The organism is Polaribacter sp. 20A6, assembly GCF_011378915.1.
GTDB classification, from domain to species: domain Bacteria; phylum Bacteroidota; class Bacteroidia; order Flavobacteriales; family Flavobacteriaceae; genus Polaribacter; species Polaribacter sejongensis.
Genome location: NZ_WTPZ01000008.1, coordinates 112,128 through 137,464, shown reverse-complemented (window position 1 = coordinate 137,464; position 25,337 = coordinate 112,128). Strand labels below are relative to the sequence as shown.

General features: G+C 31.3%; 16 protein-coding genes and 1 tRNA gene. 12 read left to right on the top strand and 5 right to left on the bottom strand.

Going from position 1 to position 25,337, the window contains the following annotated elements; genetic code table 11:
- Positions 1 to 1,190: 1,190 nt before the first annotated feature.
- Complete coding sequence (locus tag GQS57_RS16435) at positions 1,191 to 1,973, bottom strand: nitrilase family protein (RefSeq protein ID WP_165733945.1); 783 nt, start codon at positions 1,971 to 1,973, stop codon at positions 1,191 to 1,193.
- 70 nt (positions 1,974 to 2,043) lie between these two features.
- Here GQS57_RS16435 and GQS57_RS16430 point away from each other — a divergent pair, with 70 nt between their 5' ends.
- From GQS57_RS16430 to GQS57_RS16415, 4 genes are all read left to right on the top strand, one after another.
- A complete protein-coding gene (locus tag GQS57_RS16430) occupies positions 2,044 to 4,782 on the top strand; it encodes a PD-(D/E)XK nuclease family protein (RefSeq protein ID WP_165733944.1) in 2,739 nt (912 codons plus the stop codon).
- A gap of 150 nt (positions 4,783 to 4,932) precedes the next feature.
- Positions 4,933 to 6,264, top strand: a complete 1,332-nt coding sequence (locus tag GQS57_RS16425; RefSeq protein ID WP_165733943.1) for an MATE family efflux transporter — start codon at positions 4,933 to 4,935, stop codon at positions 6,262 to 6,264.
- 133 nt (positions 6,265 to 6,397) lie between these two features.
- The gene (locus GQS57_RS16420; RefSeq protein WP_165733942.1) at positions 6,398 to 7,165 is read left to right on the top strand and encodes an enoyl-CoA hydratase/isomerase family protein; all 768 of its coding nucleotides are present in this window, start codon (positions 6,398 to 6,400) and stop codon (positions 7,163 to 7,165) included.
- A 23-nt stretch (positions 7,166 to 7,188) separates the two neighbouring features.
- Positions 7,189 to 7,749, top strand: a complete 561-nt coding sequence (locus GQS57_RS16415; protein WP_165733941.1) for an MOSC domain-containing protein — start codon at positions 7,189 to 7,191, stop codon at positions 7,747 to 7,749.
- A gap of 172 nt (positions 7,750 to 7,921) precedes the next feature.
- Here GQS57_RS16415 and GQS57_RS16410 read toward each other — a convergent pair whose 3' ends face one another.
- Together GQS57_RS16410 and GQS57_RS16405 are read right to left on the bottom strand one after the other, a co-directional pair.
- Positions 7,922 to 8,500 carry a helix-turn-helix domain-containing protein gene (locus GQS57_RS16410; RefSeq protein WP_165733940.1) on the bottom strand — a complete coding sequence of 193 codons (579 nt, stop codon included), beginning with the start codon at positions 8,498 to 8,500 and terminating at the stop codon, positions 7,922 to 7,924.
- Positions 8,501 to 8,626: 126 nt separating this feature from the next.
- Positions 8,627 to 9,769: a DNA polymerase III subunit delta' gene (locus tag GQS57_RS16405; protein ID WP_165733939.1), complete on the bottom strand. Its 1,143-nt coding sequence runs from the start codon at positions 9,767 to 9,769 to the stop codon at positions 8,627 to 8,629.
- Positions 9,770 to 9,947: 178 nt separating this feature from the next.
- On the opposite strand from GQS57_RS16405, the gene pgk reads away from it, so the two are divergent.
- Both pgk and GQS57_RS16395 read left to right on the top strand, forming a co-directional pair.
- Positions 9,948 to 11,135 carry a phosphoglycerate kinase gene (gene pgk / locus GQS57_RS16400; RefSeq protein ID WP_165733938.1) on the top strand — a complete coding sequence of 396 codons (1,188 nt, stop codon included), beginning with the start codon at positions 9,948 to 9,950 and terminating at the stop codon, positions 11,133 to 11,135.
- Between the two features lie 213 nt (positions 11,136 to 11,348).
- Positions 11,349 to 12,389: an aldo/keto reductase gene (locus tag GQS57_RS16395; protein WP_165733937.1), complete on the top strand. Its 1,041-nt coding sequence runs from the start codon at positions 11,349 to 11,351 to the stop codon at positions 12,387 to 12,389.
- A gap of 145 nt (positions 12,390 to 12,534) precedes the next feature.
- Here the strand turns inward: GQS57_RS16395 and GQS57_RS16390 are convergent, their stop codons facing one another.
- Positions 12,535 to 12,843, bottom strand: a complete 309-nt coding sequence (locus GQS57_RS16390; protein ID WP_240915511.1) for a DUF6370 family protein — start codon at positions 12,841 to 12,843, stop codon at positions 12,535 to 12,537.
- Between the two features lie 109 nt (positions 12,844 to 12,952).
- A complete protein-coding gene (locus GQS57_RS16385; RefSeq protein WP_165733936.1) occupies positions 12,953 to 14,638 on the bottom strand; it encodes a glutamine--tRNA ligase/YqeY domain fusion protein in 1,686 nt (561 codons plus the stop codon).
- 219 nt (positions 14,639 to 14,857) lie between these two features.
- On the opposite strand from GQS57_RS16385, the gene folB reads away from it, so the two are divergent.
- The 6 genes from folB to GQS57_RS16355 all read left to right on the top strand — a co-directional run bounded on the left by folB (position 14,858) and on the right by GQS57_RS16355 (position 25,334).
- Complete coding sequence (gene folB, locus GQS57_RS16380) at positions 14,858 to 15,214, top strand: dihydroneopterin aldolase (RefSeq protein ID WP_165733935.1); 357 nt, start codon at positions 14,858 to 14,860, stop codon at positions 15,212 to 15,214.
- Positions 15,215 to 15,365: 151 nt separating this feature from the next.
- Positions 15,366 to 15,436 (top strand) — tRNA-Cys (locus tag GQS57_RS16375).
- Between the two features lie 248 nt (positions 15,437 to 15,684).
- A complete protein-coding gene (locus GQS57_RS16370) occupies positions 15,685 to 21,225 on the top strand; it encodes an alpha-2-macroglobulin (RefSeq protein ID WP_165733934.1) in 5,541 nt (1,846 codons plus the stop codon).
- A gap of 401 nt (positions 21,226 to 21,626) precedes the next feature.
- The gene (gene pbpC / locus GQS57_RS16365; RefSeq protein WP_165733933.1) at positions 21,627 to 23,975 is read left to right on the top strand and encodes a penicillin-binding protein 1C; all 2,349 of its coding nucleotides are present in this window, start codon (positions 21,627 to 21,629) and stop codon (positions 23,973 to 23,975) included.
- 115 nt (positions 23,976 to 24,090) lie between these two features.
- The gene (locus GQS57_RS16360; protein ID WP_165733932.1) at positions 24,091 to 24,252 is read left to right on the top strand and encodes a hypothetical protein; all 162 of its coding nucleotides are present in this window, start codon (positions 24,091 to 24,093) and stop codon (positions 24,250 to 24,252) included.
- A gap of 236 nt (positions 24,253 to 24,488) precedes the next feature.
- Positions 24,489 to 25,334 carry an MBL fold metallo-hydrolase gene (locus GQS57_RS16355; RefSeq protein ID WP_165733931.1) on the top strand — a complete coding sequence of 282 codons (846 nt, stop codon included), beginning with the start codon at positions 24,489 to 24,491 and terminating at the stop codon, positions 25,332 to 25,334.
- Positions 25,335 to 25,337 lie beyond the last annotated feature (3 nt).

Sequence of the window (25,337 nt, the reverse complement as noted above, 5' to 3'; positions counted from 1 at the left end):
TTAGATCACACAAAACTTAGCATTCTTTTATGTGATTTCTCACGAAAAGTCGAAATGACAAACTGGGTGTATAATCTGTATATCCTTGACGGTACTCGTTACAAACGAACACTAGCCGGGTTGAAAAGACAAACTAGGTGTAAAATATGTTAATCCGTGATGGTTCTCGTTGCTAACGAGTACTAGCCTTGGGATTATCAGTAGTAATATCTGTTACAATATCAAAATATTCTAATAGTCCTTCGGGCAATAAATAACGGGCTAATTCTGTATTCAAAATCTAATTACTTTTTTTTCAAAGATTAGATTCTCCCCAGAAATAATGTTTGATCCGATTTCTCCCGAAAGGTTGAAAATACAAACTGGGTGTAAAATATCTTAGTCTGTGACGGTACTCGTTAAAAACGAGCACTAGCCGGGACTAAACTGAAAGGTTTGGTGTGGTTTAATGTGTACTTGATGCAAACGAGCACTCGCTCAGATTTAACTATCTAACTTGTCATTTTGACGGTAGGAAAATCTCATTTTCTTGATCATACGCGACTTTATATTGTTAAGTGATTTCTCCCAAAAGGTCGAAAATACAAACTGTGTGTAAAATATGTTAATATGTGACGGTACTCGTTGCAAATGAGCACTAGCCTTGGAAATATTTATTGTTATTTTTCCAATTTGAATTTATTTAAGATTCTTATAAGTATTGAATTCAAGTAATTCTAGATGCTGAATCAAGCTCAGCATGACAAAGTTTTATTCTTTGTTGTGAATCTTTTTTATTGACTTCAGTTATTTATTCTGTTAATTAGCGATGGTACACGGTACAAATGAGCACTATCCGTGTGTAAATTTTGGGATTAAAAGCCATTGTTTATTCTTTAGAACTGCAGTATTATTTCTGAATTGCATTCTTGTTTTGCGTGAAGGATAGAAGTGGAAATCCCACAGTGAGGAACGAACGAGGACTTGTAGCGGATAGCCTGACCATTTTTATGCAATATGTTACCTATTATAATTATTGTTTTGAAAATGGGCACGCCCAAATTATTTACAATATTATGATAGTCTATGAAGTCATAAAAGGATAATTTACAAATTAATTTCGAATCATTATTACTGTAGTACTTTATAAGATTTAAGTATCCTTTCCTTATACCTCGAATGAATCGTGTTTTAGTTATTTGTTTGAACTTCTATCGTTCAATTTTAAATGCATCCATATCAGTTAAAAAGCCCATTTTTTCTCGACTTCTAGTTTGTTTATCTTTGAATAAGGTAGCCTTTACAATTCCAACTTCGTTCTTTTTTAGATTAGAAGATTCCTCCCCTAAATAATCAATTACTATAGAGTTTCCTGTATGTTCATAATTATTAGCGCCTATTCCGGTTCTATTCACACCAATAACATAACTCATGTTTTCTATTGCACGTGCTTTTAAAAGCGTTTGCCAAGCTTTAATTCTAATAGCAGGCCAATTTGCCATAAAAATTAAAAGATCGTAATTTTCAGTATTTCTAGCCCAAACGGGGAATCGTAAATCATAACAAATCAATGGGCATATTTTCCATCCTTTGTAATTTACTATTAATTTTTCTGAGCCAGAAGTATACACTTTATCTTCTCCAGCTAAAGTAAAAGAATGTCGTTTATCGTATGTTTCTATGTTTCCGGATGGATGTACAAATATCAAACGATTGTAAAAGTTTCTATTTTCTGTAATCACTAAACTTCCGCAAATAGCAAGACTCTTTTCTTTTGCCATTTTTAGCATCCAAGAAACTGACTTTCCATCCATTTTTTCAGCAACGTTTTCAGGGTGCATAGTAAATCCAGTAGTAAACATTTCTGGTAATACCACAAGATCAGTGTTTTTAGAAAGTGTATTTATTTTCTCTTCAAAAAAAGCAAGATTTCTTTCTGGATTTTCCCAAATTAAATCAGACTGAATACCAACAATGTTTAATTCATTTTGCATCAAAAAATAATTTAATGTTTAAAGATGTATAAAAGTAAGTTTTTGTAATTTAGAAATCCAAAAAAAAGCTATGCAATCTTTTATTTCTACTACCATAGAGACTATTTTAAAAACAACAAAATCTTTTGAAGATGTTATTTTTGTACTTCCTTCTCAAAGAGCAAAAGTGTTTGTAAAACAAACCTTTAAAGATAAAATTACCATTGGTTTTCTACCAGAAATTATAAATGTAGAGCAGTTTATCAATAAAATTTCTGGAATAGAAAAAGCAGATAGCATTCAATTATTATTTCACTTTTATACTATTTATAAAGGAATAGAGAAGGAACCCGTAACTTTTGATGTCTTTGCATCTTGGGCTTTTACGGTTATTCAAGATTTTAACGAGATAGATCAACACTTAATAGAAACAAAAGACATCTTTCATTATTTAAGAGATATTCAGCGTTTAAAGAAATGGTCTGTGGAAGGTGAATTTAAAGAAACTGAATTAATGAAGGATCATTATTTGTTTCTAGAAAAACTAAACACGTATTACAATGCTTTTTATCAATTTTTAAAAGAAAATAATATAGGGTACCAAGGTTTAATTTATAGAGAATCTTGTAAGAAGATAGATTCGTTTTTAGAAGATAACGTAAATAAAAAGTTCTTTTTCATTGGTTTTAATGCGTTAAATGCTGCAGAGGAATTGTTGTTTCAGAAAGTTTTAGAAGGTGGAACCTCAGAAATTTACTGGGATATTGATGAAGCTTTTTTTAAATCAAATCATCAAGCAGGTAAATTTATTAGAAGATATAAAAAGGAGTGGAGATATTATGAGAAAAATGACATAAAAACCTTGGGAGAAACCTTTTCTGCGCCTAAAAATATTGAAGTTATTGGTGCTTCTAAAAATACTACCCAAATTAAATATGCAGGAGAGATTTTAGAGAAAATTACAGATTTTAAAAATACGGCTTTGGTGTTAGCGGATGAAACGTTGTTGCCAATAACCTTAAATTCTTTGCCTAAAAATATCAATGCTATTAACATTACCATGGGATATCCGTTAAAAGATGTACCTACTACTAATTTATTGTTTTCTATATTTCAACTATTTATTTCTCAAGATAAATTGCAGAAAACAATCGTAAATGAGTTTTATTATAAAGATGTAATTCGATTTTTAAAGCATCAATCTATTTACAGGTTAATTCCAGAAATAGATGCGTTTTCCGATAATATCGCAAAGCATAATCAGACGTTTATCAATCAAAATGATATTCATAAATTACTAGAAAATTCACAAGAAGCATTAAAACAAGTATTGGTTTCAATATTTAGTTCTTATGCTTCCGTAGATGAATTTATAGTCAGAATTTTAAACTTAATAAACTACCTAAAAGAAGATGTTAGTGATTTAGAAAAAGAATATTTATTCCGATTCTATACTACATTTACACAGTTAAAAACCTTGCAAAATGAGTTTAAATATTTTCCTGATTTAAAAACATTAGCACTCTTTTTTAGACAATTAATTTCTTCGGAAAGTTTATCATTTCAAGGAGAACCATTAAGAGGGTTGCAATTAATGGGAATGTTAGAAACCCGTGTTTTAGATTTTGAAAACATCATTTTAGTTTCTACAAACGAAGGGGTTTTACCAGCCAGCAGTCAGCAAAATTCTTTTATTCCTTTTGATGTGAAGGTCGAATTTGGTCTGCCAACCTATAGAGAAAAAGATGCAATTTTTTCCTATCACTTTTTTAGGTTAATGCAAAGAGCAAAAAATGTTTTTATCATTTACAATACAGAACACGACGTTTTAGGAAGTGGAGAAAAAAGTAGGTTTGTTACGCAATTAGAAATGATGAGAACAGATGTAATTCAGAAAACGGTTGCTCCCAAAGTTGTGAATCAAAAAGTTGAATTGAAAGAAATTAAAAAAGATGAAACTGTTTTAGAAAAGCTACAAGAATTGGCAGTAAAAGGGATTTCTCCATCTGCATTAACCAATTATTTATACAATCCCATTTCGTTTTATAAACAAAAAATAATCAAACTTAAAGAGTTTGAGGATGTAGAAGAAACCGTTGCCTATAATACCTTAGGTACTGTTGTTCACGAAACTTTGGATGAATTGTATACTCCATTTGTATATAAATTTTTACAAGCAAAAGACATCGACTTAATGAACAATAAATCGAAAGATTTAGTAGTTAAGCATTTTAACGAAGCTTTTAAAAACGGAGATATTTCTACAGGAAGAAATCGTTTAATATTTGAGGTTGCAAATAGGTTTGTCAATAATTTTTTAGCACAAGAAAAAGACTTGTTAAAAGACAAAAACAATCAATTAAAGATTATTGCAACCGAAGAAAATTTATCCGCAGAAATAGAAATTGAAGGAATCAATTTTCCGATAAAAATTCACGGTCAAGTAGATAGAGTAGATGAGCTAAATGGAGTTTTGCGAATCATAGATTATAAAACGGGTATGGTTAGCAGTGGAGATTTACGCGTGGTAGAATTCGAAAAACTAAGAGAAAAAGAGCAACACAAAGCCATTCAGGTACTATTATATGCTTATTTGTACACCAAGAGCAAAAACTACGATTTTAAGAAACCGTTAGAAGGCGGAATTTATTCTTTTAAGAACTTAAACAGTGGTTTTTTATCGATTAATTTTTCATCCAATTACAGAAAACCAGATGTAGAAATTACCGAAGAAAAATTAGAAGAATTTATGGTTGAGATAAAAACTTACATCAAAGAAATGTATACGTTAGAAGTAGATTTTATTGAGCCAGCAGATTTAAAATATTAAAATATTTTTTTGGTGCTTACCACAAGGGGCAGGCTTTTCGTTACAAGTCCTCGTTTGTTTCTCACTGTGGGAATGGAATTTATCTTGAGAGCAGTCGAAAGGCTGCAATCCTTAACGCAAATGTAATTACCTTTGCAAAAAAATAATTTTTTGAGCACAACTATTACTTTAAAGAAGATTAATAAATTAGCAATTCCTGCTTTAATTGCAGGTATCGCAGAACCATTATTATCAATTACAGACACTGCAATTATTGGTAACATCTCTGAAAACGCAACAGAAAGTTTGGCTGCTGTAGGTATTGTAGGCGCATTTATTTCTATGTTAATTTGGGTTTTCGGACAAATTAGAAGTGCCATTTCTTCTATTGTTTCTCAATATGTTGGTGCTAACAAACTAGACGAAGTAAAAGGGTTACCAGCGCAAGCAATTGCCATTGTAGTTTTTGGAAGTTTAATTATATTGGCAATTTCATATCCGTTTGCAAAACAAATTTTTCAATTTTATAATGCATCCGGAACTGTTTTAGAGTATTGTATTACCTATTTTAAAATACGAATATTCGGATTCCCATTTTCACTTTTTGTATTTGCTGTATTTGGTGTTTTTAGAGGTTTACAAAACACCTATTATCCAATGATTATTGCAATTATAGGGGCTTTGTTAAATGTTTTTTTAGACATTATTCTGGTATATGGAATTGAAGGTTACGTTCCTGCTATGAATATAGAAGGTGCTGCCTATGCAAGTATTATTGCTCAAATTACAATGGCTATTATTGCCTTAGTTATGTTGCTGAAAAAAACGTCTATTTCTTTAAAAGTTAGTTTGCCTTTTCATAATGAAGTTCCGCGTTTGTTAGGAATGATAGGAAATCTTTTTGTAAGAACCATTGCCTTAAATACTGCTTTATACTTTGCTACTTCATATGCCACAGATTATGGTAAAGAATACATTGCCGCCTACACTATTGGTATTAATATTTGGTTGTTGGGTGCTTTTATGGTAGACGGATATGCTAGTGCAGGAAATATATTATCTGGAAAATTTTTAGGTGCAAAAGATTATACTTCTTTGGTAGAACTAAGTAATAAACTTTTAAAATATGGATTGGTAATAGGAATACTTATTGGTCTGGTTGGTTTTATTTTTTACAATTTCATCGGACAAATTTTTACGAAGGAACCTGCTGTTTTAGAACAGTTTTACAATGTTTTTTGGATTGTTTTATTAATGCAACCTATAAATGCCATCTCTTTTATTTTTGATGGAATGTTTAAAGGGATGGGAGAAATGAAATATTTAAGAAACCTCTTACTTCTTTCTACTGCATTGGTATTTATACCGACATTATTGATTTTTGATTATTTCGATTTAAAATTAATTGCAATTTGGATTGCTTTTACACTTTGGATGATTGCTAGAGGATTGCCATTAATTATTAGGTTTAGAAAGAAGTTTATACCATTGACTTCTAACTAAAATATATTAAACTGTCATTCCGAACTAAGAATGAGGAGGAATCTCCAATTTAGATTTTTCATTCAACTAAAAAGTATCATTTTGAAAAGACATTCAAAATAAAATCCACTATTTTTACAAAAAGATACATTTTATGAGCACTTCAAGACAAAACGGAAGTTTATATACAAGCATTCAAAATAAAATTGCAACCATAGAATTTGGACATCCTGCAAGCAATTCTTTTCCGAGTGAATTATTAGAAAGATTAGCAAAAGAATTACTTTCAGTAGGAAATAATGAAGACGTTTCTGTTATTATTTTAAAGTCTGAAGGAGAAAAAGCATTTTGTGCTGGCGCTTCTTTTGATGAATTAGTAGCTGTTTCTAATTTAGAAGAAGGGAAACAATTCTTTTCTGGTTTTGCAAACGTAATAAATGCCATGAGAACTTGTGGAAAACTAATTATTGGGAGCGTTCAAGGAAAAACTGTTGGTGGTGGAGTTGGTTTAGCTGCAGCTTGCGATTATGTTTTGGCAACAGAAAGCGCATCCATAAAATTATCTGAATTTACCATAGGAATTGGTCCTTTTGTAATTGAACCCGCTGTAACACGTAAAATTGGTGTTGCAGGAACGGCAGAATTAACATTAGATGCAACCAATTGGAAAAATGCGTATTGGGCAAAAGAAAAAGGCTTGTATGCCAGGGTTTTTGAATCTCAAAAAGAATTGGATGAAGAAGTTGTTTTTTTCTCAGAAAAATTAGCTTCTTATAATGCGGAAGCTTTGGTTGAAATGAAAAAAGTATTGTGGCAGGGAACAGAAGGCTGGAATAATTTATTAGCTGAAAGAGCTGCAGTTTCTGGTGAATTGGTTTTATCAGAATTTACTAAAAAAGCATTAGAGAAATTTAAAAAATAATCTACAAGATTTTATAATTAAGAATGAAAATCATTTCAACAAATATTGGAGAACGAAAAGAAATAGACTATAAAGGTACCTTAGTTACTACGGGGATTTTTAAATATTCTGTTGATAAACCTATTTTTTTAGATATTGAAGATGTAAAAGATGACGCTATTTGTGATAGAGAAAATCATGGTGGAGTTTTGCAAGCAGTTTACGGATATTCTTTAAAACATTATGAATATTGGAATACTGTTTTTCCGAAAGTAGATTTTGAAATGGGAGTTTTTGGAGAAAATTTAACCATTGATGATATAGATGAAACTAAAATTCATGCTGGAGATACGTTTAAAGTTGGTGAAACTATTTTGGAAGCGACACTGCATAGAGAACCTTGTTATAAATTAGGAGTCCGATTTAACGATATGAAAATTGTAAAGAAATTTTGGAAAACTACTTTTTGTGGCGTTTATTTTAAAGTTTTACAAACTGGTTTTGTAAAAGCTGGAGATGAATTTATAAAAATAAAAAGTTGCCCAGAAAACCCAACAATTGCAGATTTGTTTGTTGCTAAAAGAATTTTAAACGGTATTAGTTAAACTTTTTTATTATAGCTTTTTATAGAAACTTACTAGAATAAAGTACCTGATTTTTTTAAAATTAACCACATAGTAACATAGAAAATATAGGTTTAAAGATTAACAGATAAAAAGACCCTTCAGGTTTCAAAAACCTGAAGGGTCTAATTTTGTTATTTATACAATATCATCCTTATTTTATGAATTTAATAGGGTTAGGATAAAACTTTCTTGTGCTTCCATTTCTAATTAAAATGGCAAATATTATTGGTAATAATATATTTATAAAATAAAGTATTGACCATATAAAAAGAGGAGAACTCGTTGAAGTAAAAGGTCCAAATGATATATGTTGGATTTTTAATATTGCACCTATTATTAAGGCAAAAAAAGCAAAAAAGGTCCAGATGATTTGAAAATTTAAAATATTAGCTCCAATTTCCTTTAAGCTAGTTATTTTATCCTTTTTTGTAATCCATAACATAAATGGAAAAATAATATTTCCTGTTGGTATAAAAAGGCCTAGTAATACTGATAAATGAATGTAAATTAAATAATTTTTATCAGTCTGCATTCCATAGTCTAAAATGTCTTCTGTATTTAAGTCTAAAACTTGGCAAATTAAATTGAGCGTTTTTCCTCTTGGCTCATTTTCGTTATTTTCAATTCGTTGAATAGTTCTTAAATTGATTTTTGCTAATTCTGCTAATTCCTCTTGAGATAGTCCTTTCTTCTTTCTTACGTCTTTAATTTTTTGTCCGATATTATTCATTGGTAATTAAGTTTTATCTTTCACAAAACTACTTATGAAATAACTATTTTGATAACGGTTTAAGCACGACATTTCTATGACATTCTTGTTATTACTTGATTTTATTCAATATAAAAAGATAAGACTCTAAACTGTCTCTTCTTTTTTATGTAAAAAACGAGTCAGTTTCATAGAAAGATCTAATAAAATTATCTTCGGATTTCCGTTTCTTTCTATATGATACATGGCATCATTGAGTTCTTTTTCAATGTCTAAAATATTTCCAGAATGCACAAAAGGAGCAAATTTAGAAAGATTGAATCCGGTTTTAGATTCCATAAAAACCAAGTGATCCGATTTATAATTTAGCAATAGCGCTTGTCTAAAAAACTGTAAACAATAGTCTAAAAAACGTTTTTGGGTTTCTCGTCCGGTTTTGGCAATGGTGTCTGACCATTCAATTAATTGTTGCACAACGGCAGCATTTCCTTTCGCTTTAAAAGCAGTTCTAATCCATGCAATAAACCATTCTTCAAAAACAAGATCACTAGAATCGTTTTGTAACAATTGCAATGCTTTATTGAAATTTCCTTCTGCTTGATGTGCAATTTTAGCAGCATCATTTTCTGAAACTTGATGCTTTTCAACTAGTGCATTAGAAATATCTTGCTCACTTAAAACAGGAAAATGTAATGCTTGACAACGAGATTTTATGGTATTTATAATCTGACCTTCATTTTCTGTAATTAAAATAAAGACCGTTTTTTCTGGTGGTTCTTCAATCAATTTCAGTAATTTATTGGCAGCAGCAATATTCATTTTTTCTGCCATCCAAATAATCATCACCTTAAAACCACCTTCGTAACTTTTAAGACGAAGTTTTTTTACAACTTCTTCTGCTTCATCAACACCAATAATTCCTTGTTTATTTTCTACCCCAATATGTTGTAACCAATTAAACAAACTTCCATAAGATTGTGTTTCTATAAAGCTTCTCCAATCTTCTAAAAACAAACTACTCACAGGATGTTTTTTTACATTATCATTAGAAGTAACAGGATAAGTAAAATGCAAATCTGGATGTTGTAATTTGTCGCACTTTAAGTTACAGACGTCTACATTATCAGAAAAATTACACAATAAAAACTGTGCGTAGGCAATTGCCATTGGCAAAGTTCCGCTACCTTCTTTTCCCACAAATAATTGTGCATGAGGTATTCTGCCATTTTCAGCAGACACTTTTAAGTGTTTTTTAATGTGTTCTTGTCCGATAATTTGGTTGAAAAGCATGGGCAAATATAAAATTTGTTTGGCATTTATCCATCAATTTTAGAAGGCAATCTTTTTAAAGATTAAATATTTGAAAAGCACAGTATTTGGCTTCGCAAACGTTGTATTAAATTTAAGGTTTAACATTTCTAAAAGTTTAAATAATTCGGTATTTTTGTTGAAAATACATTAATAAAAGATGAAAACATTAAAAGATTTTAATTTCAAGAATAAGAAGGCGTTAATTCGTGTAGATTTTAACGTGCCTTTAAATGATAAATTTGAAGTAACAGATGCTACCAGAATTCAAGCTGCAAAATCTACAATTATAGATATTTTAGAGCAAGAAGGAAGCTGTATTTTAATGTCACATTTAGGGCGTCCAAAAGGATTTCAAGAGGAGTTTTCTTTAGGTCATATTGTAGAAAAAGCGACTGAAATTTTAGGAGTTAAAGTAAAGTTTGTTGCAGACTGTATTGGAGATAAAGTAGAAGAAGCTGTTGCAAATTTACAATCTGGAGAAATCTTATTATTAGAAAACCTACGTTTCTACGAAGAAGAGAAAAAAGGAGATGTTGCTTTTGCAGAAAAATTATCTAAATTAGGTGATGTTTATGTAAACGATGCTTTTGGTACTGCACACAGAGCGCATGCATCAACAACAATTATTGCACAATTTTTTCCTGAAAACAAATGTTTTGGAAATTTATTAGCAAGAGAAATAGAAAGTATAGATAAAGTATTAAACAATTCTGAAAAACCAGTTTTAGCAATTTTAGGTGGTGCAAAAGTATCTTCTAAAATTACTGTTATTGAAAATATTTTAGACAAAGTAGATCACCTAATTATTGGTGGTGGAATGAGTTTTACTTTTATCAAAGCACAAGGAGGAAAGATTGGAAACTCTATCTGTGAAGATGATAAAATGGAATTGGCTTTAGATATTTTAAAGCAAGCTAAAGCAAAAGGAGTAGAAGTTCATATACCTGTAGATGTTATTGCTGCAGATGATTTTTCTAACGATGCAAATACACAAACTTTAGATATTAATGAAATTCCTGATGGTTGGGAAGGAGTAGATGCTGGACCAAAATCTAGAGAGATTTTTGATACAGTTGTAAATAAGTGTAAAACTATTTTATGGAACGGACCTTTAGGTGTTTTTGAAATGGAATCTTTTGCAGGCGGAACAATTGCATTAGGTCATTCTATTGACAAAGCAACCAAAAACGGAGCGTTTTCTTTAGTTGGTGGTGGAGATTCTGTTGCTGCTGTTAAACAATTTGGTTTTGCAGATAAAGTAAGTTATGTTTCTACTGGTGGTGGAGCAATGTTAGAAATGTTAGAAGGTAAAACTTTACCAGGAATTGAAGCTATTTTAAAGTAACGGTTTAAGTGGTTATTTGTTGAATCGTGTAATTGTTTAACACGGTTTAAAAACCACAAACTTCTTTAATTTTAAATAAAATAAGTCAATAAAGCGTGTAATTTTAATAATTACACGCTTTATTTTTTGGTTAAAATATTAGTTTCTAAATTCGCAGTAAGTTTTTGTACAATTACACGATTAAACATTTACACAATTACACTTCATTTATATATGAAATACACCAAATTACCAAATACAGATATTAAAGTTTCTAAGATTTGTTTAGGAACCATGACTTGGGGAAAACAAAATACACAAGAAGAAGGTTTCGAGCAAATGGATTATGCTTTAGAACAAGGTGTAAACTTTTTTGATACCGCAGAACTATATGCCGTTCCTGCAACCCCAGAAACATACGGAACCACAGAAACTATTATTGGAAACTGGTTTAAAAAAACAGGAAACAGAGATAAAGTTGTTTTAGCTAGTAAAATTGCAGGTCCTGGTCCGTATACCACACATATTAGAAAAAATGGATTGGCTAAAGAAGCAATAATTGAGGCTGTAGAAGGTAGTCTTAAAAGATTGCAAACGGACTATATAGATTTATATCAGTTGCATTGGCCAGAAAGAGGAGTTAATTGTTTTGGTACAAGAGATTATCCTTATAAAACTTCAAATGAAGAGGCAGAAAATCATGTAGAGATTTTAGAAACGTTAGATGATTTAATCAAACAAGGGAAAATAAGACAAATTGGTTTGTCTAATGAAACTCCTTGGGGAACCATGCAATATTTACAAGCTGCTAAAGAATTGAATTTACCAAGAATGGCAACAATTCAAAATTCATATTCATTAATACATAGAAGTTATGAATATGGAATGTCTGAAGTTTCTATGAGAGAAAATATAGGTCTATTAGCTTATTCTCCTTTGGCACAAGGTGTATTAACTGGTAAATATTTAAGAGGACAAAAACCTGCAGATGCAAGAGGAATTATATATCCTAATTATATTACTCGATATCAAACTGGTGCTTCAGAGCAAGCTGTTTTAAAGTATGAGGAGATTGCGTTAAAAAATAAAATGAGTTTAACAGAGTTGTCTCTAGCATACATCAATCAATTGCCTTTTGTAACGGGTAATATTATTGGTGCGTCTAAAATGAGTCAATTAAAAGAAAATATAGGAAGTATAAACATTGATTTGTCAGAAGAAATTTTAGCTGAAATTGAAGAAGTTCATAAGTTAATTCCGAATCCTGCGCCTTAGATTATTGGGCAGTTTTTCAGTCTTCAGTAGGCAGTATAAAAAAATCCGATGAAAATTATTTTCATCGGATTTTTTTGTTGTGATTCCGGCTCAAGCAGAAATCTATTTTTTACGTCTTGGTTCTTGTCTCTAAAAAATCTTGCTTCTACTCTTCTACCAACTCAATAGAACTTGCAAAAAAACGTCCATCCTCTACAAGACCAACAATTTCTGCCTTTCTAACTACATTACAGAAGCCGATTTTTTCATCATGGGCGTCACCAAAATCATCAATGCCAAAACCGTCTACAAAATAAGCTTTGTCATCAAATCTAACAGCTAAACTGCATCCTGCTTCAGAATCTAAATCAAGCTGACATTGGCCACAAGATATTTCTGCAACATGTTTTACTTCTTTCTTGTTAGAACAAGAAGCGAATATTAATAAACTTAAAACAATTATTTTTTTCATCATTATAAATTTTAAATGAACATTCTATTTTAAAACACAACAGTGAGAACTACTTACATCCACCTTTTAACATAGCAGTGATAACTGAATACTGAGACTGAAAACTGCCAACTTATTTCCCGCCCCAAGAATCTCTTAATCCAACAATTTTGTTAAAAATTAAATTGTCTTCGGTTGTGTCATTATCAACATTAAAATAGCCCATTCGCTGAAACTGGAAACGTTCTCCAATAGTAGCTGTTTGTAAACTAGGTTCTACAAAAGCAGTAATTATTTCTAAAGAATTAGGGTTTATAAACTCCATAAAATCTTTGTCTTTATGGCTATCTGGTGCTTCATCTAAAAACAATCTGTCATAAGCTCTCACTTCTGCTTTTACAGCATGTTTTACAGAAACCCAATGCAAAGTACCTTTTACTTTACGTTTGCTTTCTTCAGTGTCCATTCCAGATTTTGTTAACGGATCATATGTACATTGTATTTCTGTAATATTTCCGTCAGCATCTTTAGTACAACTAGTCGCTGTAATAAAATACGCATTTTTTAAACGCACTTCTTTCCCTAATTTTAAACGGAAGAACTTCTTATTCGCTTCCTCTCTAAAATCTTCACGTTCTATATAAATCTCTCTAGAAAAAGGAACCTCTCTGCTACCAAAACCATCTTCATAGTCATTGTAATTCGCGTCTAACATCTCCTCTTTATCTTCCGGATAATTGGTAATTACCACTTTAACAGGATCTAAAACTCCCATAACTCTCTTGGCTGTTTTATTTAAATCCTCACGAATTTTAAACTCTAAAAGTGCTACATCAATTACGTTTTCACGTTTAGAAACACCCACAGTTTCAATAAAACTTTTAATAGATTCCGGCGTATAACCACGTCTTCTTAAACCAGAAATTGTAGGCATCCTTGGGTCGTCCCAACCAGCAACAATTCCTTGTTCAACCAAAGTTAACAACTTACGCTTACTCATTATGGTATAACTCAAATTCAAACGAGAAAATTCACGTTGTTTTGGCGGATTAGGGTATTCAGATTTGCTAAAATCGTACACATTATCTCTAAACCAATTGTACAATTCTCTGTGAGGTTTAAACTCTAAAGAACACAAAGAATGCGAAATTTGCTCAATATAATCACTCTCACCATGCGTCCAATCGTACATTGGGTAAATGCACCAAGCATCACCAGTTCTGTGGTGAGATTTATACATAATTCTGTACATTAAAGGATCACGTAGTAACATATTTGGGCTTTCCATGTCAATTTTTGCACGCAAAGTATGTTCACCTTCCTTAAATTTTCCATCCTTCATTCCTTGGAATAATTCCAAGTTTTCTTCAACAGAACGATTTCTAAAAGGACTATTAGTACCCACCTGAGTAGGCGTACCTTTTTGTGCTCTCATATCTTCTGATGATTGAGAATCTACATATGCTTTTCCATCTTTTATCAACAAAACGGCCCAATCGAACAACTGCTGAAAATAGTCTGATGAATAACATTCATTTGCCCAAGAATACCCCAACCAAGAAATATCTTCCTTAATTGCATCTACATATTCTTGCTCTTCTTTTGCCGGATTTGTATCATCAAAACGCAAATTTACAGGTGCATTATAAGTCTCACCTAAGCCGAAACTAATTCCGATTGCTTTTGTGTGACCAATGTGCAAATACCCATTTGGTTCTGGCGGAAAACGAAAACGTAAATTTTCTTTTGGCATTCCGTTTGTTAAATCCTCTTCAATAATATGCTCTAAAAAATTGAGCGATTTTTTCTCTTCAGACATCTGTTTCGGTACAAAATTAAGCACCAAAATTACGTAAAATAACTCATTTTTAAATGCTTTTTTTGGGTGTTTCCCTACGGGTCGTGCTTTCCACTGTAGTTTTTTATCGTTTTAGAAAAAAAACGATAAAAAAGCTGCCGTTTCAATCACTAACACAAGTAGTAGAAAGTCTATAAAAATCGGTTAATAACGCTATATTTGTTCTTTTAAATTACAAAAATGGGAATAATACAAGTAAACAACATAAAACTCTATGCTTTTCACGGATGTTTAGACGAAGAAGGAAAAATAGGAAGTGAATATAGCGTTGATGTAGAAATTAAGGCAAATTTAAAAAAATCATCTAGAACAGATGAATTAGAAGACACCGTAGATTATGTACACTTAAACCGTATTGTAAAAGAAGAAATGGCCATTCGTTCTAAATTGTTAGAAGAAGTGGCACAGAGAATCTTAGATAGAATTTTTAAAGAAATTTCTAGAGTAAAAAAAGCAAAGGTTTCTGTAGCAAAGATTAACCCACCAATTGGTGGAAACGTAGAAGAAGTAGTAATTATTCTTACAGAAAAAAGATAAATTTTACGCAGATAAAAAGAGGATAAATTGTTTTAAAATCTTAAAATTTATTTGTTTTGAGTATTAATTTGAAAAAATACTTGTAATCTTTGTAAAATTGCGTAAATTTGCAATCCTTAAAAATAGATTTACATCTTGCTTTAAGATAAAAGGTGTCTTGGCCGAGTGGCTAGGCAATGGTTTGCAAAACCATGTACAGCGGTTCGAATCCGCTAGACACCTCGAAAAACCCCAGTCATTCCGATTGGGGTTTTTTTATTTGGAATTTTTTATGGAATATATAGTCTTTGGGATTTATGTGAAAATCTTGACTAAGGTTTTAGTAATAAAAAGCTCTTATCCTTAAAAGAAGAAAAGAGTTAATAACCATTTTTTACGAATACTAAATAAACCATAGCGAATACTAAATAGTCGTACTTAAGGTCAAAGGGAATCCTTATTTTTGAGCTGTGTTTATAAATACAATTACTATGAAAAAGAAAAATCTACTTTTAACAATCTCAATCTTTTTACTTATCCTTTCTTGTAAGAAAGAAGAAGTTAAAACAGATAACATTTTTAAGTTTAAAGAATATATAAGTTACACTACGTCTGGAGTGGTTTCTGTAGCAAATAATATAGAAATAAACCTTGCCAAAGAAGTAGAAGGTTGGGAAGCAAATAAAGAAATTTCAACTGAAATTATTTCGGTGAAACCACATGTAAGTGGTAAAATTAAAACGGTAAATAAACATGCTTTTATTTTTATTCCTGATGAAATTTTAGATGCAGATACAGAATATAGTGTTTCTGTAAATCTAGAAGAAATTTATAAAAACACGCCTCAAGACTTTGAAATGTATACTTTTCAGTTTAAAACAATTGCACCAAATTTTAATATTCAGACCAATAATTTACAATCCTACTCTAAAGAATTTCAATATTTAGAAGGTGTTGTAAAATCTGCAGATATTATTTCATTAGAAAATGCTAAAAAATTAATAAGTGCTTCTCAAAATGGAACATCAAAAAAAATCGTTTGGAATGAATCTTACAAAAACGGGAAAGTTTTCGAATTTAAAGTTGATAGTATTCAGCGTTTTGTAGAAGACTCTCAATTAGCCATTTCTTGGGATGGAAAAGCAATAAATGCTGAGTCTAAAGGTGAAAATGAAGTTCTAATTCCTGGTAAGAGTAATTTTAAAGTACTTGGTTTAAAAGTTAACAATACTTCTGAACAGTATATTTCTATTAACTTTTCTGATCAACTTAAAAAACAACAAAATTTTGACGGTTTGGTAACCATTCAAAATGAGAAAAACCCACGTTTTATTGTCAACGGGAATGAGTTAAAAGTGTTTTCAGAAAATAAGTTTCAAGGCGATGTTTTAGTTTCTGTATTTCAGGGAATTAAAAATGCTGACAATTATAAATTAAAAGAATCTTTTAAGGAAACGATCACTTTTGAACAAAAGAAACCAGCAATAAGAGCGATAAGTAGTGGAGCTATTTTACCAAATTCTAAAGATTTAAAATTCAATTTTGAAGCCATCAACGTAAAAGAAGTAGATGTTAGAATTATAAAAATCTACGAAGATAATGTACTTCAGTTTTTACAAGAAAACAGTATGAATAGTGATAATGAATACCAAATTATACGAGTTGGTAGACGTGTTGCTAAGCAAACCATTACGTTAATTGACAGCAAGACAACTAATACTCAAAAATGGAAGGCGTATAGTGTAGATTTGGCTAAATTGATAGATGCTGAACCTGGTGCTATTTATAGAGTAGAATTGAGTTTTAATAAAAGTCAGGCACTTTATGATTGTTCAGAAAATAAAAGTGTAAACTCTAATTTCGAAGAAGAAACGTATGATGATTTAAGTAAAATAGAGGACGAAGAAGCGAGAGAGGAATTGTATTGGGACAATAAATTATACGATTATAAAGATCGTAATTATAACTGGCAAGAAAGAGACAACCCTTGTTCCGATTCTTATTACTACTATAAAGAAGTTACTCAGAATTTATTAGCTTCAAACTTAGGAATCATTGCAAAAAAAGGAGAAAATAATTCTTATTTCTTTGCCATAACAGATATTTTAAGCACAAAACCTCAGGCTGGAGCAACTATTAAATTATTTAATTTTCAGCAACAAGAAATTGTAACTACCAAAACAGATTCAGAAGGATTTGCTAATATTGAGACTTCTAAAGCTGCAGCTTTTGCAGTGGTTTCTAAAGGGAATAATAAAGGATACATTCGATTGTTCGACGGGAATTCTTTGTCTTTAAGTAAGTTTGATGTTGCTGGTAGCAAAACAGAAAAAGGCTTAAAAGGATATATTTATGGAGAACGCGGAGTTTGGCGTCCTGGAGACAATGTGTATTTAACGTTTTTACTAAATGATGCAGATAATAAGTTACCAAAAAACCATCCTGTTAAACTAGAAGTAACAGACCCTAGTGGAAAATTGGTGTATAAAAAAGTAACATCAGAAAACGTAAATAACTTTTACAACTTTATATTTTCAACTACTCAAGAAGCAAAAACAGGAAATTACAATGCAAAAATTTCTGTAGGTGGTGCAAAGTTTTACAAGTCACTAAAAATAGAAACTGTAAAACCAAATCGTTTAAAGATTAAGGTCGATTTTGATGATGAAGTTTTAACAGCCAACAAACCTGTTAATGGAACTCTAGATGTTAAATGGTTGCACGGAACCCCTGCAAAAAACCTAAAAGCAGAAATTAAAGCAAAAGTTTCTACGGCAAATTATGGTTTTGAAGGTTACAAAGACTATGTTTTTACAGATCCATCAAGAGAGTTTTCATCCGAAGAAATAAATATTTTTGAAGGGAAATTAGATGAAAACGGTTTCGCAAAAATTGATAGTAAACTAGCCATTGGTAAAAATGCACCCGGAATGTTAAATGTGCAGTTTTTAGTAAGAGCTTTTGAAAACGGAGGTGATTTTTCTATAGATGCTTTCACTAAAAAATATGCGCCATTTACCTCTTTTATAGGTTTAAAATCGCCAGAAGGAAATAGATATGGTTCTTTCTTTACAGATGAAAATCAGACTTTTTCTGTGGTTTCGGTTGATGAAAAAGGAAGTCCAGTAAAAAGAGATGAAATAGAGGTTGAAGTTTATAAAATTGAGTGGCGTTGGTGGTGGAGTTCTTCAGATGATAACTTGTCTAGATATACTTCTAGCACGTATAATAAACCATATAAAACTTTAAAAATTAGCACGAACTCTAAAGGAAATGGAAGTTTCAATTTGAATATTCCAGAAAGAGATAGAGGTCGTTTTTTAATAAGAGTAATCGATAAGAAAAGTGGTCACGCAACGGGTAGAACAGCTTATTTCTATAAAAATTGGTGGGAAAATTCTGGTTCTGATAATAAAGAAGCTGCAAAAATGTTAGTGTTTTCTGCGGATAAAGAAAAGTATAATGTTGGTGAAACTGCTAAAATAACATTTCCTTCAGGTAGTGAAGGTCATGCGTTAATCAGTATAGAAAATGGTACAAAAGTATTAGAAACAAAATGGATGAAAACTACAAAAGGGAATACTTCTGTAGAAATTCCTATCAACAAAAATATGGCACCCAATGTGTTTGTAAATATTTCATTATTACAACCACATCAAGTTTCTGAAAACGATTTACCAATAAGATTATTTGGTGTAATTCCGCTTTTGGTAGAAGATGAAAGTACGAAGTTAGAACCTCAAATTTCGATGCCAGAAGAGTTGCAACCAGAAAAAGAATTTACGGTAAAAGTTTCTGAAAAAAACAACAAAGCCATGACCTATACTTTGGCTGTTGTAGAAGAAGGTCTGTTAGATTTAACACGTTTTAAAACTCCGAATGCGTTTGATGTTTTCTATGCAAGAGAAGGTTTAGGTGTAAAAACTTGGGATATTTTTGATGATGTAATTGGTGCATATTCAGGTAGTGTAGATCAGGTTTTTGCCATTGGTGGAGATGGAAGTGCTGCTGCTGCAAAAAATAGAAAAGCCAACAGATTTAAACCAGTTGTAACATTTATTGGTCCGTTTTATCTTAAAAAAGGAAAAACAGCATCACATAAAATTACGTTACCAAATTATATTGGTTCTGTGAGAACCATGGTAGTTGCGGGTGATGTTACTAATGAAGCTTTCGGGAATGCAGAAAAAGCAGTTCCTGTTAAAAAGCCTTTAATGGTGTTGGCTACGTTGCCAAGAAAATTATCGCCAAAAGAAAAAGTTACGTTGCCAATTACCATTTTTGCAATGGATAAAAAAGTGAAAAATGTAACGGTAGAGGTAAAAACATCTAACGGAATTACTGTTATCGGTAATAAAACTCAAAAACTTAATTTTGAGAAGCCAGATGAAAAAATGCTGTATTTTGAAATGGATGTTTTAAAAGCCAATGGCATAAATACAGTTGAAATTATTGCCTCTGGAAACGGAGAAAAAGCAACTTATAAAGTGGAGTTAGATGTTGTAAATCCGAATCCAATTACATCAAAAGTAGTAGATGCAACTGTAGAAGGGAATCAAAGTCAAACTATTAATTTTGATACATTTGGAGTTGAGGGATCAAATACCGCAATGTTAGAATTATCTACCATTCCTCAAATTAACTTTTCTGGAAGATTAGAGTATTTAATTCAGTATCCACATGGTTGTGTAGAACAAACTACATCAGGTGTTTTTCCTCAATTATTTTTGAATGATATTTTTGATTTAACGGCGGATAAAAAACGTCAAATTCAAGAAAATATAGAAAACGGAATAAAAAGATTAGGAAACTTTCAGCAAGCAAATGGAGGTTTGAGTTATTGGATGGGAGAAAGTGATACAGATGATTGGGGAACAACGTATGCAGGTCATTTTATGTTAGAAGCTGCTAAAAAAGGATTTGTTTTACCGTTAACTTTTAAGAGTGATTTTATTAGATATCAGAAAAACGCAGCAAGAAATTGGAGGCCAGATTATAGAAATAATTATACAGATTTAGCGCAAGCTTATCGTTTATACACATTGGCTTTAGCTGGTAGTCCAGATTTGTCTGCAATGAACAGAATGCGAGAGTTTAAACAAATTTCTAACGATGCAAAATGGCGTTTGGCTGCAGCGTATGCTTTGGCAGGACAAAAAGAAGCGAGTTTAGAAATTATGAGCACTGCAAATATTAATTTTACTACTTCTAAATACAATTATTATTCTTACGGTTCTGTAGATAGAAACCGAGCAATGGCCTTAGAAACCATGTTACTTACCGATCATAAAGACATAAAAGAAGTAGCAAAATCTATTGCAAAAGAATTATCTGGAAGTAAATGGATGAGCACACAGTCTACTGCTTATAGTTTATTAGCAATTGGTAAAATGGTGGTTAAAAACGGAGGAAAAGCCATTAATTTAGAATATACTAATAACGAGAAAACAGTTACTGTAGATACGCAAAGTTCTATGGTGCAAAGAACCGTTCAGGTTAAAAACGGAGCAAACTCTATCACTATAAAAAATGAGGATAATAATGTTGTCTTTGCAAGAATTATCAATTCAGGGCAATTGCCATTGGGTGATGAAATTACAGAAAGTAGAGGTTTGAGTGCGTCTGTTCAATATGTGGATTTACAAGGAAAATCTATTAATATCAACAACTTAAAACAAGGTCAGGATTTTGTAGCAAAAATAATTGTGAGCAATCCTAAAAATGAAAATGTAAAAGATATTGCGTTGACACAAGTTTTCCCATCAGGATGGGAAATTGTAAACACCCGTTTTACAGATTTTGGAACCACTACAAAAAGTGAAGCTCGTTATACAGATATTAGAGATGACAGAGTTAATTTTTATTTCGATTTGAATCAGCAATCTAAAAAAGCAGAAACAAAAACCTTTACTGTATTGTTGAATGCAGCTTATTTAGGGAGTTATTATCTACCAGGAGTTCAGGTAGAAGCGATGTATGATCATGATTATTTGGTGAGAACAAAAGGTGGTTGGATTGAGGTGATTAAGTAGTCAAACGTCATTGCGAGGAACGAAGCAATCTATGGATTAGGGTTACAGATTGCTTCGTAAACTCGCAATGACAAAAGGTACGAATGTCTTTCCGAACGAAGTATGAGGAGGAATCTAATACTCATCTTGTGAGATTTCTCAATCGCCTGAAAAGGCTCATTTCGAAATGACAATTGGAATAGGAAATAGAAGAGTGAATGTCATTCCGAATGACGAAGGAAGAGGAATCTCATAATCAATACCAAACTTGTGAGATTTCTCAATCGCCTAAAAGGGCTCATTTCGAAATGACAGTTGGGGCTAAAATAAAATGGTAAATGTCTCCTCGAGCGCAGTCGAAAGGTTTTGATAAATTCCTAACTGCACTCGAACACCTAAAATAAACTTATAATACATCAAAGTTGAAAATAACAAACTACATAAAACGTCATAAAAAGAAAACAATATTTATTGTTGTCCTGCTGATTTTCTATGTTTTTTGTTTGCCTAGTCAGTTGTTTACTAAGCCAACATCAACCGTAATTACAAGTAGTAATAATGAATTACTGGGAGCATTAATTGCAGAAGACGGACAATGGCGTTTTCCGCATAAAGACTCTGTTCCAGAGAAGTTTAAAACCTGTTTAATTCAGTTTGAAGACGAACATTTTTATATGCATCCTGGGTTTAATCCAATTTCCATTTTTAAAGCTTTAAAACAAAATTTACAAGCAGGAAGTGTAAAAAGAGGCGGAAGTACCATTACACAACAAGTTATTCGTTTGAGTAGAGATAACAGACCTAGAACCTATTTTGAAAAAGTAAAAGAATTAATTTTAGCAACACGTTTAGAATTTAGAGCATCCAAAGAAAAGATTATAACCTATTGGAGTTCTAATGCGCCTTTCGGCGGAAATGTTGTAGGCTTAGATGCTGCTTCTTGGCGTTACTATAATAGACAAGCATCCGATTTATCTTGGGCAGAATCTGCTACTTTAGCTGTTTTACCCAATGCTCCAAATTTGATTTATCCAGGGAGAAATCAACATCGATTATTGGTGAAAAGAAACCGACTGTTAAAAAAGTTACTGAATAAGAATATCATTGACTCGTTAACGTATGAATTATCTGTTTTAGAAGAATTACCACAAAAACCGTATCCACTTCCTCAAATTACACCACATTTATTACAGAAAATCAATAAAAAAAATAAAGGAAAGTTTGTAAAAACGACCATAAATAAAAGGTTACAAAATCAAACAAATTTAATTGTAAATAATCATTATAATCAATTAAAAAACAATGAGATATTTAATATTTCTGTTTTGGTTTTAGATGTAAATACTAGGCAAGTTTTAACCTATGTTGGCAACTCTAAAACTACTGAAATGAATCAGAAAGATGTAGATGTTATAGACAAACCTAGAAGTACCGGAAGTATTTTAAAACCATTTTTATATACAGCCATGTTAGATAGTGGAGATTTGTTGCCAAATATGTTGGTTGCAGACGTGCCTACAAACTTTGGAAGTTATCATCCAGAAAATTTTGATAAAAAATATGCTGGAGCAATTTCTGCAAAATTAGCATTATCTAAATCTTTAAATGTACCAACGGTAAGAATGTTGCAAAGCTTTGGCTTAGAGAAGTTTCATGATTATTTACAAAAATTAGAACTGAGAGATTTAAAGAAAGACCCTAATTATTATGGGCTAACATTGGCTTTGGGTGGGGCGGAAAGTAATTTGTGGGATTTATGCAAAAGTTACGCTTCGATGGCATCTACAGTAAATCATTATTCAGAAAACTCTAGTAGGTATTTTAAAAATGAATTTTGTGAGCCTACTTTTTATGTGGATCAAAAAATAGATTTCGGAGAAAAATCATCAGAAAAAATAATTTTTGATGCCGCTTCTATTTATCTCACTTTCGAGAGTTTAAAAGATGTAAACAGACCTAATGCAGATCAAAATTGGGAGTTTTTTGATGCTTCTAAACAAATTGCTTGGAAAACAGGGACAAGTTTTGGTTTTAGAGATGCTTGGGCAATAGGAACTACTAAAGATTATGTAGTAGGAGTTTGGGTTGGGAATGCAGACGGAGAAGGAAGACCTGGTTTGGTTGGTGTGCAAGCTGCAGCGCCTATCTTATTTGATGTTTTTGATAAGTTGCCAAATTCAACATGGTTTGAAAAACCTTTTGATGAAATGACTGAAATAGAAATTTGTGCACAAAGTGGGTATAGAGCAACTCAAAATTGTGAAGATAAATCATTAGAATTTGTACAGAATGCAGGTTTAAAAGCAGCACCTTGTCCGTACCATGTTTTGGTAAATGTAGATGCGTCAGAAAATTATCAGGTAAACACTTCTTGTGAACAACTAGAAAACATCAAACAAAAATCTTGGTTTGTGTTGCCTCCTTTAATGGAATATTATTACAAGGATAAAAATCCGTTTTATAAACCGTTGCCAAAATTTAGAAATGATTGTTTAGGTGCGGCAAAAAACGCGATGAAATTTATTTATCCTACGGAAAAAAGCACCATTTTTTTACCAAAGAATTTCGATGGAAAGAAAAATGAACTTGTTTTAAAAGTAGCACATGCAAATAGTGAAGCTATTTTATATTGGTATGTAGATAGTAAATATTTAGGGAGTACAAAAGAACTGCATGAGTTTGGAGTGGATTTAAATACTGGAAACTATCTTATTTCGGCTACAGACAATTTTGGGAATGAAATTCATCAGCAAATAACAGTAAAAGAATAATTTACTTAAAGTAGATTAAGTGCATATCAACGTAAGAAAAGAGTTTTTTATCGAAGGGTAAGGGGTTTGTGTTTAATTTTTATAGATTTTTGATATAACTAAACTTTACTATATTATGATGCTACAAATTTCTACTCCAATTAATGGTGAAACTCCCTCATCATTTTTAGATAATCATTTATTGTTTGTTATTTTAGGATTGGTTGCTTTGGTATTTGTAATTATTAGAGTGGCTAAATTTTTAAGTGAAATGGATTTTAGTAGTACTTCTAAATAGATCTAATTTTATTTATACCGTTATAATTTTCCTTTTTCGATTCAGAGAAAATAATTTAAACCTATTACGCAATCATTTTTTAGTTGTTTTGGTGTAATCTTTAGACTTTCTTAACAAAAACTTATCTTATTTTTTCCATCTTTGTTGGCTATATACTTTTATTAAGTATTGTGGATTTATTAAGTCTTAATTGATTATTTTTATAGTTAATTATTTATGATTTTAATCTATACAGAATGAAAATATACCCTATAGAAACTGGAAATTTTAAATTAGACGGAGGTGCAATGTTTGGTGTTGTACCAAAAACTATTTGGCAAAAAACAAATCCTGCAGACGCTAATAATTTGATAGATATGAGCATGAGAAGTATGCTTATTGAAGATGGAGGTCGTTTAATTTTAGTAGATACAGGGTTAGGAGCAAAACAATCAAACAAATTTTATAGTTACTATTACCTTTTTGGAGATTTTTCTTTAGATACATCTTTAGCAAAACATGGTTTTCATAGAGATGACATTACAGATGTTTTCTTAACACATTTACATTTTGATCATTGTGGAGGTGCTATAGAGTGGAATGCACAAAGAACTATTTTACAGCCGGCTTTTAAAAATGCCAAATTCTGGTCTAATGATAAACATTGGAAATGGGCAACAGAGCCAAACCCAAGAGAAAAGGCTTCTTTCTTTAAAGAAAATATCAATCCTATTAAAGAAAGCGGACAATTAAATTTTATACATAGTAATTACAAAGACCAAATAGGTTTTGATGTCCTTTTTATGGATGGTCATACAGAAAAACAAATGTTACCAATGTTATCTTATCAAGGTAAAACAATTGTTTTTGTAGCAGATTTATTACCAACAATTGGGCACATTCCTTTGGCCTACGTTATGGGATATGATACGAGACCTTTGTTAACTTTAAAAGAAAAAGCAGCTTTTTTAAACCAAGCAGCAGATAAAGAATATTATCTTTTTTTAGAGCATGATGCTTATAATGAACTTTGTACCGTTCAGCATACAGAAAAAGGAGTTAGATTAAAGAACACACACAAATTTATAGATATATTTAATTAATAT

Excerpts from the sequence above, each read along its gene's own strand:
- GQS57_RS16435 (WP_165733945.1), bottom strand. The coding sequence starts at position 1,973 with ATGCAAAATGAATTAAACATTGTTGGTATTCAGTCTGATTTAATTTGG.
- GQS57_RS16430 (WP_165733944.1), top strand. The coding sequence starts at position 2,044 with ATGCAATCTTTTATTTCTACTACCATAGAGACTATTTTAAAAACAACA.
- GQS57_RS16420 (WP_165733942.1), top strand. The coding sequence starts at position 6,398 with ATGAGCACTTCAAGACAAAACGGAAGTTTATATACAAGCATTCAAAAT.
- GQS57_RS16415 (WP_165733941.1), top strand. The coding sequence starts at position 7,189 with ATGAAAATCATTTCAACAAATATTGGAGAACGAAAAGAAATAGACTAT.
- GQS57_RS16410 (WP_165733940.1), bottom strand. The coding sequence starts at position 8,500 with ATGAATAATATCGGACAAAAAATTAAAGACGTAAGAAAGAAGAAAGGA.
- GQS57_RS16405 (WP_165733939.1), bottom strand. The coding sequence starts at position 9,769 with ATGCTTTTCAACCAAATTATCGGACAAGAACACATTAAAAAACACTTA.
- pgk (WP_165733938.1), top strand. The coding sequence starts at position 9,948 with ATGAAAACATTAAAAGATTTTAATTTCAAGAATAAGAAGGCGTTAATT.
- GQS57_RS16395 (WP_165733937.1), top strand. The coding sequence starts at position 11,349 with ATGAAATACACCAAATTACCAAATACAGATATTAAAGTTTCTAAGATT.
- GQS57_RS16390 (WP_240915511.1), bottom strand. The coding sequence starts at position 12,843 with ATGATGAAAAAAATAATTGTTTTAAGTTTATTAATATTCGCTTCTTGT.
- GQS57_RS16385 (WP_165733936.1), bottom strand. The coding sequence starts at position 14,638 with ATGTCTGAAGAGAAAAAATCGCTCAATTTTTTAGAGCATATTATTGAA.
- folB (WP_165733935.1), top strand. The coding sequence starts at position 14,858 with ATGGGAATAATACAAGTAAACAACATAAAACTCTATGCTTTTCACGGA.
- GQS57_RS16370 (WP_165733934.1), top strand. The coding sequence starts at position 15,685 with ATGAAAAAGAAAAATCTACTTTTAACAATCTCAATCTTTTTACTTATC.
- GQS57_RS16360 (WP_165733932.1), top strand. The coding sequence starts at position 24,091 with ATGATGCTACAAATTTCTACTCCAATTAATGGTGAAACTCCCTCATCA.
- GQS57_RS16355 (WP_165733931.1), top strand. The coding sequence starts at position 24,489 with ATGAAAATATACCCTATAGAAACTGGAAATTTTAAATTAGACGGAGGT.